This is a genomic window from Streptomyces sp. NPDC051105 (assembly GCF_040682795.1).
Taxonomy (GTDB): Bacteria; Actinomycetota; Actinomycetes; order Streptomycetales; family Streptomycetaceae; genus Streptomyces.
This window is the reverse complement of the sequence record NZ_JBFBBR010000002.1, coordinates 452252-465701: the sequence shown is the minus strand read 5'-3', so window position 1 is coordinate 465701 and position 13450 is coordinate 452252. Positions and strand designations below refer to the sequence as shown.

The window sequence follows — 13450 nt, the reverse complement described above, 5'->3', positions numbered from 1 at the left end:
AAGGGCCTCTCAGGCCCGCGCCGGCACCTCCTGAAGCACCCATGCGTTGCCGTCCGGGTCGCTGAACTCGGCGTAGGAGTGATAGTCACGACGCTGCGGGTCGGGTCCTTCGACCCGCTTCTCATCGGTGCTGCGGTGGAACACACCGCTCGTGTCATGGAAGATTCCGCCGGTCACCACGCCCCTCGCGTCGAGTTCCCGGCAGGCCTGCTCGATGTCGGAGACGACGAGGTGCAGGCCCCGCACCGAGCCTGGGGCGGCCGTGGTGACTCCGGTCCCGAACAGGATCGAGCACGCCGATCCCGGGGGCGTCATGTGCACCACGCGATAGGAGGTGTCGATGGCATGGTCGGCATCCAGTCGGAACCCGACGGCCTCGTAGAACGACTTCGCCCGGTCGACGTCCGAGACGGGCAGTACCAGGACGGCCAGCTTGAGCTGCATGACGTCGGCGCTCCCACCGACGGGCAGCTTGCCCGCCTCCCCTGACGCGCCCTCGCCGACAGCGCGGGCGTCGGCCGGCGCGGCGTCCTCCACCTCCTCGATCTCCACCCGATACCGGTTGATCCCGGCCCGCAGACCGTGGGCCACGACGGTCCAGCCCTCCACCACGCGCCACATCGCGTCGGTGCCTTGCAGGTACGTCCCGTCCGGCGCGGCGGCAGCCTGCAGTTCGGCATCGAGTGCCAGCTGCCGTTCGTGCGGCACGTGGAGTTCCAGGACGAAGCGGCGCAGCGACCGCGTGCCGTGCGCGGCTTCCGCCGCGGGCAGTGGTACGGCGGCTACCTCGCGGAGCCCGCCGAGCAGGGTGACATTCAGTGTCGTCATGAGTCCGTCACCGGTTCCCATCCGTGCCGGCCCGCGCAATCACGAGCGCTCCTCGTCGTTGACCCAACTCATCAGCTTGCGCAGCTCCTTGCCGGTGGTCTCCAGCAGCAGTTCGGAGTCCTGCCGCTTGTACTCGGCGTACTTCTTCAGACCGCCGTGGTACTCGGCCATCCACTTACGGGCGAAGGTGCCGTCCTGGATCTCGGCGAGGACCTGCTTCATCTCGGCCTTGGTGGCGTCGGTGATGATGCGCGGGCCGGTGACGTAGTCGCCCCACTCGGCGGTCTCGGAGATCGACCAGCGCATCTTCTCCAGGCCGCCCTCGTACATCAGGTCGACGATGAGCTTCAGCTCGTGCAGGCACTCGAAGTAGGCGATCTCCGGCTGGTAGCCCGCCTCGGTCAGCGTCTCGAAGCCCGCCTTGACCAGGGCTGACACGCCACCGGCGAGCACGGCCTGCTCACCGAACAGGTCGGTCTCGGTCTCCTCGGTGAAGGTCGTCCTGATGACACCCGCACGGGTGCCACCGATGCCCTTGGCGTACGACAGGGCCAGCGGGAAGGCGTTTCCTGTGGCGTCCTGCTCGACCGCCACCAGACACGGAACGCCCCGGCCCTCCTCGTACTGGCGACGCACCAGGTGGCCCGGGCCCTTGGGGGCGACCATGCATACGTCCACGTTCGCCGGCGGCTTGATGAAGCCGAAGCGGATGTTGAAACCATGCGCGAAGAGCAGCGCGTCGCCGTCCTTGAGGTTCGGGGCGATGTGCTGCACGTAGATCTCGCCCTGGAGCGGGTCCGGGACGAGGATCATGATCACGTCGGCCTCGGCGGCGGCTTCCGTCACCGTCACCACACGCAGGCCCTGCTCCTCGGCCTTCGCCCGGGACTTGGAACCCTCGTGGAGCCCCACGCGGACGTCCACACCCGAGTCACGCAGCGACAGCGCATGGGCATGACCCTGGCTCCCGTAACCGATGACCGCGACCTTGCGGCCCTGGATGACGGACAGGTCGGCGTCGGTGTCATAGAACAGCTCGGCCATGGCAATCCCCTCGCTCGTAGCCGCCCGCATCGAACCGCGGGGAGAAACACCCGCCGGTGAGCGACAGCCGAAACACTATCTCATTCAATGGTGTCACACGTATTGCACTGTGCGGGTTCAGCAAGTAGGCGACGCATCCTCGAAGGAGCGGCGGAGAACCCGCTGAACTCCACCTTCGGGGGCCGACGGGCGTGCCGGCGACCCCGACACACGGTGCTTTCCAGCGCCGCGTTGCCACCACCCACGTCGCGTTGGCGAGCAGGCGAGGGCGAGGCCAATGTCCTGCGACCGGGCCCGGACCGTCGTCGCACTGCCCGTCTCCAGGACCGTGCGCAGCGGAACGCCGGTGCGGTGCAGCACGGCCGCCATACGGGCGTCGCCGGGGTGGATGACGCCGTAGACCCCAGGTACGCCCAACACGACGGCGAACCGGCCGAGTTCTTTCAGGAGCCGGGTGCCCAGCCCCCTGTTCTGCCAAGTGTCCTCCACCAGCAGCGCTGCCTCGGCGTCACCGTCGTCCGACAGCAGATGCCCTATCGCGACGAGCCGCTCTCGCGAGTCCTGCACCGCCAGGTGCACCGAGTGGGGTCGGGACAGCAGCGGCCCCAAGTAGGTGTCGGGGTCGCCCATGGCTCGGTGGTAGCGCTGCCACCGGGCGGCGGCGGAGCACCGGCGGTGCAGAGCGGCCACACGGGGCTCGTCGTCCTGGTCGACGCGCACGATCCGCAGTCCCTGTCGCATGATCCTCTCCCGTCCCTCGCCCTCGGCACACCGCCGGTCGGCTCTGGCCCAGTCATCAGACCGGGAGACACGGGCCGTTGTGACGTGTGCCGGTGCCGGGGGCGCTGCCGCCTTTCCGCGGGGCTGTCACATCCGCCTGCACCCCTCGGTCTCCTCTGCGAGAGCGGGTCGGGCCCACGGGACCGCCCGGGACGCGCGGCTCTCACGCGTCCGCCCTCAACGACTTCGAGAAAGGCGGTTCCATGCCGATCGGCTCATTCACCGTTCTGGACGCCGGCCCCTTCGACGGGGTGGACCCCGACGACTACGTCAGGGCGGCCATGCAGTGGCACTTCACTCCCGAGACGGGGTCCCGGTACTGGCTGGAACGGGTCGACCGGCTCGGTTTCGACCCCCGCCACGACGTCAAGGGCGTGGCGGGCCTGGCGCTCTTTCCCGATCTGACGGACGAGCTGCGCGATGTGCAGGTGTCCGATCTCGTCCCCCGCGGCTACGGTCCGCAGGCCCGGCCGCTGCACGTGTTCGAGAGCGGCGGCACGACCGGGGCACCCAAGCGGGTCGTGCAGATGGACGACTGGGCGCGGCACGGCAGCGAGCAGGTGACCCGTCGGCTCCGCAACCACGCACTGCCGGTGGGCGCGCTGTGGCTGACCGTGGCGCCGACCGGCCCGCACCTCGTGGGCGATGTGCTGCAACGGGCCGCGGCAAGTCTCGGCAGCCCCGGGCTGGCGGTCGACATGGATCCCCGCTGGGTCAAGAAGCTCGTCGCCGCGGGCCGTCGCGACGAGGTCGACGCCTACACCGACCATCTCGTGGACCAGTGCCGGGGCATCCTGCTCGGCCAGGACATCGGTGTCATAGCCGCCACCACCCCGATGCTGGAGCGCTTCGCCCGGGACAGCGACCTCGTGGAGGTCATCAACGGCAAAGCCCAGGCGATCATCTGGGGCGGCACCCACATGGATCCGGACACCCGGGACCTGTTGCGGACCGAAGTGTTTCCCGACGTGCCACTGATCGGCATGTACGGCAACACCGTGATGCTCACCGCGCTTTTGGAGCGGGTCGGTCTCACGGCGTCGGAGCCGTGTGTGTTCGACCCCGTCTCGCCGTACGTCTTCCTGAGCGTCGTGGATCCCGACACCGGGCAACAGGTGGCGGAGGGCGAGCGGGGCCAGGTGGTGGTGAGCCACGTCAGCAAGTCCATGCTGATTCCCAACAACAGGGAGCGGGACACCGCTTTGCGCGTCCGCGCGGCTGACGGCCACGCCGGGGACGCCGTCGCCGACGTCGCGCCGGTTCCCGCGGTCGAGGGTGAGACGGTCATCGAGGGGGTCTACTGATGGCCCCCGTACCGACCACCGAGCCGCTGCACCTCGACGCCCTGGGCCCGCGGGGTACTTACCGCACACGTGTGCCGAGCACGGTGACCGACGTGGCCGGTGCACCGATCGCGCGGCTGAGTCTGGTTCCCCCGCTGTACGTGGCTCGGGCGATCGGCGCCCTGCGCCAAGCGCCGCCGATCGCCGTGGCCGACCTGGAGACCGTGTTCGCCACCGCCGGGGAGGCCTTCGCCGCGGGCACCGTGGGGGGCTTGAGCGTCCGGGAATACGAACGTCACGTCAGCCGGACCTCGGGCACGCCGCTCGCCGTGGTGCGCGCCGCGACCCGCGGCACGGCGCACTTCGTTCGGCACGCCGCCTCGTCCGCCGACCGTGGAAGGCCGCGCGGCGCCGCACGCGACCTCAGCGACCCCGTCCTGCATGAGACGCACACGGTGTGGGCGCGTCAGGGCGACGTGTTCGCCGTCAACGCGTCCGGCAACCATCCCGGCGTACACCGTGTCTGGCTGGAGGCACTGGCGCTGGGTTACGGCGTCGCTGTGCGCCCATCCCGGCGCGAGCCCTTTACCCCCTACCGGCTCGTCGGGGCACTGCGTCAGGCGGGAATCCGGGACGACCAGCTCATGCTGCTGCCCACCGACCACGCGACCGCCGACACGCTCGTCCACGGCGCGGACCGGGCTGTGGTCTACGGCGGCGACGACGTGGTGACCAGGTACGCGCACGACGCGAGGATCCTGCCGCAGGGGCCGGGACGGTCGAAGATCCTCATCACCGCGGACACCGACTGGCGTGACCACCTGGACGCCCTCGTCGCGTCCGTCGCCGGCGAGAGCGGCACCGCGTGCGTCAACGCCACCGCCATCCTCGTCGAGGGCGACCCGGCCCCGCTCGCCGAAGCCCTCGCGGCACGTCTGGCCGTCCTGCCCAGCCTTCCCCCGCAAGACGAGAGGGCCCGTCTGCCGGTGTGTCCGAGGGAGCGGGCGCGAGCCCTCAGCGCGTATCTGAAAAGGGTGGCGGCCGGGACGCACGCCTGGCTCGGCGGCGACGGGATCGCCGACGACCTCGGCGACGGCAGCGCCGTGCTGCGCCCCGCCGTGCACCAGACCGCGAGCGCCCGCGCCCCTCAACTGCGCACCGAACTGCCCTTCCCCTGCGTGTGGATCGCCCCCTGGACCCGCGCGGACGGCATGGCGCCGCTGCGCGACACGCTGGTGCTGTCGGCACTGACCCGGGACCGGGACCTGTGGGAGGCCCTGGTCGCGGAGCCCAGCATCGCCAACGTGTACTTCGGCGATCAGCCGACCCACTGGATGTCGCCGGGCGTCCCCCACGACAGCTATCTCTCCGACTTCCTGATGCGGAGCAAGGCGGTGTACGAGGGCCCGTCCTGAACGGCGCTCGCCTCCTCGGCGCGGGCCTACCGTGAGCGGGGCGCGCCCCTCGGTAGGGCGACGACCGTCGCTTCGACCGTCCGGCGCGGTGGTCCGCGGTCACGCAGCGCATGACCGCGGGCCACCGCGCCTTCGCCGTGCCGGGCGCGCGCCCGTTTTTTCGCCCCCGGCCCTCAGTGGGGCAGGACCAGCATCACGGCCGTCCCGAGCGCCATCGCCCCTTCGCCCACGTGCCGCGCCGGCGTCGCCGCCGCGGCCCGGCGCGCCGCGCTCACGGCCGAGCGCAGCGAGGGCATGGGGCGGGTCAGCGACCACAGCGCATACGCCAGCAGACAGGACGCCAGCGACAGCGTGATCACGGAGCCGGCGAGGGGGACACCAGCGCCGAGAGCGCCGGGCCCGGTGGAGTGCGCAGCCGACCCGAGGTGTGCGTGCGCCGGTCCGGTCCCGGTGTGCGGCACGCGCAGCATCCAGGCCATCGCGGCCGTACCGGCCGCGTGCGGCAGCCGGTGGGTCATCGCCGCCCTCCTCCCGGCCTCCCGACGGCCGACAGGCAGGAGAAACCACACCGCGCCGGCGGTGAAGACACCGCCGGCGACGGCAGCGGGCCCCGCGCGGACATCGATCCAGGGCATCGCCGCCATGGACACGGCCATGGCGGCGGCCAGCAGCCGGTCCACCCGGACACCGAACCCGGTCCCGGGGGAGCCGACGCCCCACGCCGGCCCAAGCAGGAGCACCACCACGAACAGCAGCGTCAGCAGGCAGTGCACCAGGACGACGGGCGTGCCCATGCCGGGTCCCGTGCCCGGTCAGGCGGTGGGGCGCGGTGCCCGCAGGTGGGCGCGCTCCGCCAGTTCCTTCTCGTCGACCAGTTCCAGCATGGGCTTGCCCGGAGCACACATCATGGTCACCACGAACCGGGTCCGCGCGTCGGAAAGCGCGTTGCCGTCCTGGTAGTGGATGGCGTCTCCGCCGGGCTCCCAGAAGGTGCCGCCCGCCTCCACCACGCGCTCGGGCTCGCCCTCGAGCTCGAAACGGACCGCGCCCTCGACGACGTAGCCGAAGGCGGGGCCGGAGTGCCGGTGCGGGGGCGTGCCCGGGTCGCCCGGCTCCCACTCGACGAGAATGGTCATCGCCGACGCCCCCTCCGGGACGGTGATCGGTGCGGCGTCCTGGAGCACCTTCGCCGCCGTCATCCAGCCGGCGGTCCCCTCCTGGTCGCCGTGCCCGTGGTGGCCGTGGGCGGAGTGGTCGTGTGCTGTCATGTTGTCCGACACTGTGTTGCACCTTCCGTAGGCTTGAACATCGTTCCTCACTGGTGACCGGGGACGGGGCGCAGGTGTGACAACCGGCCTCCTCACACAGTCCTTTCACCGGTCGTCCGCTGTCTTCCGGCGCATGGGGCGGGCAGCGGTCCGGGGGCAAATCTGGCGGATCGGGCGCGGCGATTGCACCGTGTGACCGGGGATCGCGGAAGAGATAGCGTGAGCAGATGTGGCCCGCAGCGCGTACCTTTCCCTTTCGCGCGTAGCATGTAGGGCGCAAAGCCAGAAGGGACGACCCATGCGCGCCGGCGCCCACCCCGACCCGTTCGACCACGGTCTCGACGACTTCCTCTCGGCCAGACCCCGGTTGTTCGGCATCGCGTACCGCATCCTCGGCAGTGCGGTCGAGGCCGAGGACATCGTCCAGGACACCTGGCTGCGTTGGCAGAACACCGACCGCGCGCAGATCCATGAACCAGCCGCCTTCCTGACCACGGTCACCACCCGGCTCGCGATCAACCTGGCCCAGTCCGCGCGGGTACGTCGGGAGTCCTACGTCGGGCCTTGGCTCCCCGAGCCGGTCGACACCACCCAGGACCCGCACCTGGGGGCGGAACGCGCCGAGGCGGTCGAGCTGGCGGTGCTGTTGCTGATGGAGAAGCTCAACCCGATCGAACGCGCCGCCTACGTGCTGCGGGAGGCGTTCGACTACCCCTACCAGCGGGTCGCCGACATCCTGGAGACCAGCGACGCGAACGCTCGGCAGCTGGTCAGCCGGGCGCGCAAGCACCTGGGCGCCGAGCGCAAGGAGCGCGTCAGCCCCGCGGCCCACCGGCGTCTGCTCGAAGGCTTCCTCTCCGCCGCGCGCACGGGAGATCTCTCCACCCTGGAGGACCTGCTGACCTCGGACGTCGTCAGCTATTCGGACGGTGGCGGCATCCGCGGCGCGTCCAGGATCCCCGTCATCGGCCGCGATCACGTCTCGCGGTACCTGGCTGCCTTCGCCCCGCGGTTCTGGCCGGATGCCGAGACCCGGTTCGTCGAGGCCAACGGCCGGCCCGCCGTGCTCGTCGCACGGGACGACGCCCCGGTGGCCCTGTTGTGCGTGGACGCGTCCGAGGCCGGCATCGAGCGCATCATGTGGGTGATGAACCCGGTCAAGCTGAACCCCTACGTCCTGTCCCTGGGGGCCTGACCCGCACCCCTGCACGCCGTCCCTGGGTGTCTGACCCGCCGGTCCGCCGCACGCCCCGGGCCCGGCCCGCCGCACCGGCCCGGGCGGTTCACCCACCGGCCCGGGCGGTTCACCACGGGAACCACAGGTCGGCGTCGACGGCCTCCCACCTCCCCTTCGCCGGCCGGCGGTTGCGGGCCGCACGGCCTTCGTGCGGCCGGCCGGTGTGCGGTATGACCGGCCCGGCCGCCGGGGTGTGACACCGACAGGCGGGCCCGGGCCGGGGCGGCGGTGTCACAAACCGTCACTGCACCTGGTCGTAGCAGGTGACCACCCCGAGCGATGGGAGCAATCGTGGTTGCCACCGAACAACGTCTTTCCACCACAGTGCTGGTGATCGGCACCGGCGGAGCGGGCCTGCGCGCGGCCATCGAGCTGGCCGAGGCCGGCGTCGATGTCCTCGCAGTCGGCAAGCGCCCCAAGGAGGACACCCACACCTCTCTCGCCGCCGGCGGGATCAATGCGGCCCTGGCCACGATGGACCCCGAGGACACCTGGCAGCAGCACGCCGCCGACACCCTCAAGGAGAGCTACCTCCTCGGCGACCCCCGCACCGCCGAGATCGTCACCCGGGGAGCCGCCCTCGGCATCGACGACCTGGAGCGCTACGGCATGGCCTTCGCCCGGGAGGAGGACGGCCGGATCTCCCAGCGCTTCTTCGGCGCCCACAAGTTCCGCCGCACCGCCTTCGCGGGCGACTACACGGGCCTGGAGATCCAGCGCACGCTCGTCCGGCGCGCGAACCAGCTGGACATACCGGTGCTCGACAACGTCTACATCACCCGTCTCCTCGTCCACGACGGCGCCGTCTTCGGCGCCTACGGCTTCGGCCTTGCCGACGGCAGGCGCTACCTCGTGCACGCGGACGCCGTCATCCTCGCGGCCGGCGGCCACACCCGGATCTGGCGGCGCACCTCCTCACGGCGCGACGAGAACACCGGCGACTCCTTCCGGCTGGCCGCGGAGGCAGGAGCCCGGCTGCGCGACCCGGAACTCGTCCAGTTCCACCCCTCCGGCATCATCGAGCCGGAGAACGCGGCCGGGACCCTGGTGAGCGAGGCAGCCCGCGGCGAGGGCGGCATCCTGCGCAACGCGCTCGGCGAGCGGTACATGAACCGCTACGACCCCGTACGCATGGAGCTGTCCACACGCGACCGTGTCGCCCTCGCCTCCTACACCGAAATCAAGGAAGGCCGCGGCACGCCCAACGGCGGGGTGTGGCTCGACGTCTCCCACCTGCCTCGGCAGACCATCATGAACCGGCTTCCCCGCGTCTACCAGACACTGCTGGACTTGCAGATGCTGGACATCACCCGGGATCCCATCGAGGTCGCGCCCACCGCGCACTACTCGATGGGCGGTGTGTGGGTCCGCCCCGAGGACCACAGCACGGACGTGCGGGGCCTGTACGCCATCGGTGAGGCCTCCAGCGGACTGCACGGCGCCAACCGGCTCGGCGGCAACAGCCTCATCGAGCTGCTGGTGTACGGCCGCATCACCGGACAGGCGGCCGCCGCCTACTCGGAGTCCCTGACCTCGCAGCCGCGCTCGGCCGCCGCGGTGGCCCAGGCGCGCGGGGAGGTCGACGACCTGCTCGCCGCGGACGGACCTGAGAACGTGCGCGCCCTGCAGCGCGCGATCCGCAACACCATGACCGAGCACGCGGGCGTGGTCCGTCACGAGGAGGGGCTGCGCACCGGGCTGGCGGAGCTGGACGCCATCGAGAAGCGCATGGAGAACGTCGGCGTCCATCCGGACATCGCGGGCTTCCAGGACCTCGCCCACGCCTTTGACCTCAAGTCCTCGGCACTGGCGGCGAGGGCCACACTGGAGGCGGCGCTGGAGAGGCGCGAGACGCGCGGATGCCACAACCGCAGCGACTACCCCGACATGGATCCCGCGCTGCAGGTGAACCTCGTCTGGTCCCCGGCCGACGGCATCACCCGCGAGCCCATCAGCCCTGTCCCCGACGAGATCGCGGCTCTGATGGAGGACGTCTCGGCGGACGGAAAGCTCGTCGAATAGGAATCACCCTGCCCGGGAGAAGATTCCGGAATTTCGAGAAAGGTGTCACAGCGCCGATCAATTCCCGGTCATACCTCGTGCAGGCGCAGATAAGAATGAGTGAAAGGAACGTCCCCATGAAGGTCGTAGTGATCGGCGGCACCGGACTGATCGGCTCGAAGGTCGTCAGCAAGCTCAACGAACACGGCCACGAGGCGGTGGCGGCCGCCCCGAACACCGGCGTCAACACGCTGACGGGCGAGGGCCTGGCCGAGGTGCTGGAGGGCGCGGCCGTCGTGATCGACGTCTCCAACTCGCCCTCCTTCGCAGACGACGCCGTCATGGAATTCTTCCGTACCTCCACCAACAACCTCCTCAAGGCTGAGGCGAACGCCGGTGTCACCCACCACGTCGCCCTGTCGGTGGTGGGTACGGAACGGCTCCAGGAGAGCGGCTACTTCCGTGCCAAGCAGGCACAGGAGGAACTGATCAAGGCCTCCGGGATCCCGTGGTCGATCGTGCATGCCACGCAGTTCTTCGAGTTCATGAAGGGCATCGCCGAGTCGGCGACCGAAGGTGACACCGTCAAGCTGGCCCCGGTGAAGATCCAGCCCGTCCATTCGGACGACGTCGCCGCCACCGTGGGCCGCACCGCCGTGGGCACGCCGGTCAACGGTGTGGTCGAGGTGGCCGGTCCCGACACCTTCCAGCTGGACGAGCTGATCCGCAAGGGTCTGGCCGCCAAGAACGACGCGCGTACGGTCGTCGCCGACGTGCACGCTCCGTACTTCGGGGCCCAGTTGCAGGAGACCACGCTGCTTCCCGGCCCTGACGCCCGCATCGGCGAGACCCGTTTCGTCGACTGGCTCGCCCAGCAGCAGTAGGCGCGTTTTCCTGGGCATGTCGTTCCACGCCCCGTGGAACGACATGCCTATTTTTTGTACGGCGCCGTAGATCAGCCGGCGCGCATAGCCGATTCCGCATCCACGCCGCTGAAAGTGCTCCAAAAAGCACTGTCACAGCGTCCTTGGTCCCTCGGTCGTTGGGGGGAGACGATCGCCGGGTCTGTGAGCGCCTCGTGGCCGCATTCCGACAACCCGGGCCCCGGAGGAACGGAGTCAGAGGGACATGTATCCAGAGGCACCTCCCGCGGACGGGAACCTCGCCGAGGCCGTCACCACCTTCGTGGAACTGCGGCCCCGGCTCTTCGGTATCGCCTACCGCGTCCTGGGCAGCGTGACGGAAGCCGAGGACGTCGTGCAGGAGGCGTGGCTGCGCTGGCAGCGGACCGACCGTTCGGCGGTGGTCAGCCCTGCGGCGTTCCTGTCGACCACGACGACGAGGCTGGCCATCAACGTGGCGCAGTCCGCCCGCGTGCGCCGCGAGACCTACATCGGGCCCTGGCTGCCCGAGCCCATCGACACCAGCATTGACCCGGTGGCCGGCGCTGAACGCGCCGAGGCCCTGGAACTCGCCCTGCTCCTCGTGCTGCAGAAGCTCACACCCACCGAACGCGCCGCCTACGTGCTGAGGGAGGCCTTCGAGTACGGCTACTCGGAGATCGCGGAGATACTGCGCCTCACCCCGGTCAACGCCAGGAAGATCGTGAGCAGGGCGCGCAGGCACCTCACGGACGACGCGCGGGACAGTGTCGACATCCAGGAGCACCGCAGACTGCTCGATGCTTTCGTCGCGGCCGCCCAGGAAGGGGACGTGGCCTCGCTGGAAGCGCTCCTGACGCCCGACGTGGTCAGTCTGTCCGACGGCAACGGGCTGCGCGGTGCGGCCCGCGTACCCGTGGTCGGTCGTGCCCGGGTGGCGAACCTGTCGACCGCCTCGTCACGCTTCTGGCCGACGGTCGAGATCGCACCCGTGCAGGCCAACGGGCGCGCCGGGGTTCTGCTGTACCGGGACGGCCGGCCCGCCACCTTCATGACCATCGCCGCCACACGGCGGGGGATCCACCGGGTTCTGTGGGTGTTCACCTCCGACAAGATCGCCGCCTTCCTCGGATCCCGCGCCCACCGCGCGTCCCTGCCCTCGCGTCCCGTGGACGCCGTGACACGTGAGCTCACCCGGGAAGGGAACGGTTCCAGCTACGCAGCTTGTCGGGATTGAGAACGGCCCAGACCTGAACGACCAGCGAGTCCGCGATGTCGAGGGTCAGCACGGCAGCGACCTGGTCGTCGCACCGGGCGACGAGGCCGGTGCGCCCGTTGACCGATCCGGTGCACAGCGTCACACGCCGCTGTCCGGCCAGCAGGACCAACAGGCTGCGGGCGACCTGCTCGTCGCCGCGGACAGGCCTGGTCAGCGCCCGGATCTTGCCGCCGCTGTCGAAGAAGGCCGTCGCATCGGGGGCCAGCAGCGACCGCAGTCGGGGGCCGTCCTGAACGCTGCACGCCTGCCGCACGGCAACAGTGATCTCATGCTCGCGACGCGCCGACACAGGCCGCGCTCGCCGCGCCCCCACACTCAACAGGGCCCGCTCGACCGGTGCCACGTCCTCGCCGCACAACGCTCGCAGGGCCTGGATCTCCCGTTCCTCCCCGCCGCGCCAGGCCGACGCCGGTCGCATCAGACACGCCTCGTCCACGACCTGGGTGAGCCAGACGCGGGGGGACGGCATCCGGACCCGCTCCGGATCGGTAAGGCGGTACCACCGCCGGTAGGCCTCGTCGACGACGCGTTCGGCCGCGACGCGGCTGCCGAGCGCGCGGCAGGCGACGTCCAGCAGGTGCCGCCGTTCGTCAAGCGACTCGGCGAGCGGTACCGCGCCAACGACATGATCCATGGAGCGACCCCCACGCCGACGAGATTGCGGAGCCGCAGCCGCCGCGACGGCATGACTCAGACGTTACCCGCCCCCGTCCGTACCCGGCTGGTCGACCGGCCTGATCAAGACAGAAGCTGCGGCATGATGTCACAACACACCGATGATGTGCCACTTAGTGTCACGTCTTCGTCGGCGCGGAGACGCCCGACGGGTCCGCCATCCGCAGCTGGGCGGGGGGCGGATGCGGCAGGGCCGCGCGGTCACGGGCCCGCAGTCCGTCGAACGCGATCTCCAGGAAGCGTTCCCACGCCCGCGGTTCACGGTCCAGCAGCGGCTGGGCGGTCTGGTGGATGCCGCCGAGGAGCAGCACGATGTCGGTTCCGGTGATGTCACCGCGGACGGCTTCTTGTTCTCTGGCCCGGGCTGTGAGGTCCTCGACCGTGTCGCAGAGCCGGTCGATGGCCTCACGTACGTTCGCGTACTGCAGCGAGGGCCGGCCGATGACGTCGCAGAACGCGCGGTCGGCGGCGAGCAGGCCGATTCCGTGTCCCATGAAGTCCTTCAGCGCACGGCCGGCGTCATCGGCGCGCAGGAGCCGGTCCGCCGTCTCGAGCAGCCGGTCGAGCAGCCGCATCATGATCGCCGCGAGAAGGTCGTCCTTCGTCGGGAAGTGCCTGAACACCGTGCCCTTGGCAACGCCGGCCCGCTGGGCGATCGTGTGCATCGACGCATCCACCCCGCATTCGGCGAAGGCCTCGGTGGCCGCTCGCAGGAGCCAGCTGTCGATTGCGCACACTGTCGGCCCTGGCCTGCACTGC

The 13450-nt window shown here is 70.4% G+C and carries 13 protein-coding genes; 6 read left to right on the top strand and 7 right to left on the bottom strand.

Annotation, left to right across the window (positions count from 1 at the left end; all coding sequences use genetic code 11):
• Positions 1–9 precede the first annotated feature (9 nt).
• From AB0N16_RS06035 to AB0N16_RS06025, 3 genes are all read right to left on the bottom strand, one after another.
• Positions 10–444, bottom strand: coding sequence for a VOC family protein (locus AB0N16_RS06035; RefSeq protein WP_365794047.1), 435 nt, complete (start codon positions 442–444; stop codon positions 10–12).
• A gap of 423 nt (positions 445–867) precedes the next feature.
• A complete protein-coding gene (gene ilvC / locus AB0N16_RS06030; protein ID WP_365793507.1) occupies positions 868–1872 on the bottom strand; it encodes a ketol-acid reductoisomerase in 1005 nt (334 codons plus the stop codon).
• A 117-nt stretch (positions 1873–1989) separates the two neighbouring features.
• Positions 1990–2613 carry an N-acetyltransferase gene (locus tag AB0N16_RS06025; RefSeq protein WP_365793505.1) on the bottom strand — a complete coding sequence of 208 codons (624 nt, stop codon included), beginning with the start codon at positions 2611–2613 and terminating at the stop codon, positions 1990–1992.
• Positions 2614–2855: 242 nt separating this feature from the next.
• Between AB0N16_RS06025 and AB0N16_RS06020 the strand changes: the two genes are divergently transcribed.
• Both AB0N16_RS06020 and AB0N16_RS06015 read left to right on the top strand, forming a co-directional pair.
• Positions 2856–3956, top strand: a complete 1101-nt coding sequence (locus AB0N16_RS06020; protein WP_365793503.1) for a phenazine antibiotic biosynthesis protein — start codon at positions 2856–2858, stop codon at positions 3954–3956.
• Positions 3956–5350, top strand: a complete 1395-nt coding sequence (locus AB0N16_RS06015; protein WP_365793501.1) for an aldehyde dehydrogenase family protein — start codon at positions 3956–3958, stop codon at positions 5348–5350. Before AB0N16_RS06020 ends, AB0N16_RS06015 begins: the two co-directional genes overlap by 1 nt.
• 173 nt (positions 5351–5523) lie before the next feature.
• Here the strand turns inward: AB0N16_RS06015 and AB0N16_RS06010 are convergent, their stop codons facing one another.
• Both AB0N16_RS06010 and AB0N16_RS06005 read right to left on the bottom strand, forming a co-directional pair.
• Complete coding sequence (locus AB0N16_RS06010) at positions 5524–6144, bottom strand: DUF5134 domain-containing protein (RefSeq protein WP_365793499.1); 621 nt, start codon at positions 6142–6144, stop codon at positions 5524–5526.
• A gap of 18 nt (positions 6145–6162) precedes the next feature.
• Positions 6163–6549 carry a cupin domain-containing protein gene (locus AB0N16_RS06005; protein WP_229878697.1) on the bottom strand — a complete coding sequence of 129 codons (387 nt, stop codon included), beginning with the start codon at positions 6547–6549 and terminating at the stop codon, positions 6163–6165.
• A gap of 367 nt (positions 6550–6916) precedes the next feature.
• Between AB0N16_RS06005 and AB0N16_RS06000 the strand changes: the two genes are divergently transcribed.
• The 4 genes from AB0N16_RS06000 (at position 6917) to AB0N16_RS05985 (ending at position 11974) form a co-directional block, all read left to right on the top strand.
• Entirely contained in the window at positions 6917–7813 is an 897-nt protein-coding gene (locus tag AB0N16_RS06000; RefSeq protein WP_365793497.1) for an RNA polymerase sigma-70 factor, read from the top strand.
• 333 nt (positions 7814–8146) lie between these two features.
• On the top strand, positions 8147–9877 hold the full coding sequence (locus tag AB0N16_RS05995; protein WP_365793495.1) for an FAD-binding protein: 1731 nt from the start codon (positions 8147–8149) through the stop codon (positions 9875–9877).
• Positions 9878–9993: 116 nt separating this feature from the next.
• Entirely contained in the window at positions 9994–10740 is a 747-nt protein-coding gene (locus AB0N16_RS05990; protein WP_365793493.1) for an SDR family oxidoreductase, read from the top strand.
• 244 nt (positions 10741–10984) lie between these two features.
• On the top strand, positions 10985–11974 hold the full coding sequence (locus AB0N16_RS05985) for an RNA polymerase sigma-70 factor (RefSeq protein WP_365793491.1): 990 nt from the start codon (positions 10985–10987) through the stop codon (positions 11972–11974).
• Here the strand turns inward: AB0N16_RS05985 and AB0N16_RS05980 are convergent.
• Positions 11928–12650: an RNA polymerase subunit sigma gene (locus AB0N16_RS05980; RefSeq protein ID WP_365793489.1), complete on the bottom strand. Its 723-nt coding sequence runs from the start codon at positions 12648–12650 to the stop codon at positions 11928–11930. The two genes, AB0N16_RS05985 and AB0N16_RS05980, sit on opposite strands and share 47 nt — an antisense overlap.
• 160 nt (positions 12651–12810) lie before the next feature.
• Complete coding sequence (locus tag AB0N16_RS05975) at positions 12811–13428, bottom strand: helix-turn-helix domain-containing protein (protein WP_365793487.1); 618 nt, start codon at positions 13426–13428, stop codon at positions 12811–12813.
• Positions 13429–13450 lie beyond the last annotated feature (22 nt).

Coding starts and splice junctions, on each gene's coding strand:
- AB0N16_RS05980 (WP_365793489.1), bottom strand. CDS start 12,650: ATGGATCATGTCGTTGGCGCGGTACCGCTCGCCGAGTCGCTTGACGAA.
- AB0N16_RS06015 (WP_365793501.1), top strand. CDS start 3,956: ATGGCCCCCGTACCGACCACCGAGCCGCTGCACCTCGACGCCCTGGGC.
- AB0N16_RS06010 (WP_365793499.1), bottom strand. CDS start 6,144: ATGGGCACGCCCGTCGTCCTGGTGCACTGCCTGCTGACGCTGCTGTTC.
- AB0N16_RS05990 (WP_365793493.1), top strand. CDS start 9,994: ATGAAGGTCGTAGTGATCGGCGGCACCGGACTGATCGGCTCGAAGGTC.
- ilvC (WP_365793507.1), bottom strand. CDS start 1,872: ATGGCCGAGCTGTTCTATGACACCGACGCCGACCTGTCCGTCATCCAG.
- AB0N16_RS06005 (WP_229878697.1), bottom strand. CDS start 6,549: ATGACGGCGGCGAAGGTGCTCCAGGACGCCGCACCGATCACCGTCCCG.
- AB0N16_RS05985 (WP_365793491.1), top strand. CDS start 10,985: ATGTATCCAGAGGCACCTCCCGCGGACGGGAACCTCGCCGAGGCCGTC.
- AB0N16_RS06000 (WP_365793497.1), top strand. CDS start 6,917: ATGCGCGCCGGCGCCCACCCCGACCCGTTCGACCACGGTCTCGACGAC.
- AB0N16_RS06020 (WP_365793503.1), top strand. CDS start 2,856: ATGCCGATCGGCTCATTCACCGTTCTGGACGCCGGCCCCTTCGACGGG.
- AB0N16_RS06025 (WP_365793505.1), bottom strand. CDS start 2,613: ATGCGACAGGGACTGCGGATCGTGCGCGTCGACCAGGACGACGAGCCC.
- AB0N16_RS06035 (WP_365794047.1), bottom strand. CDS start 444: ATGCAGCTCAAGCTGGCCGTCCTGGTACTGCCCGTCTCGGACGTCGAC.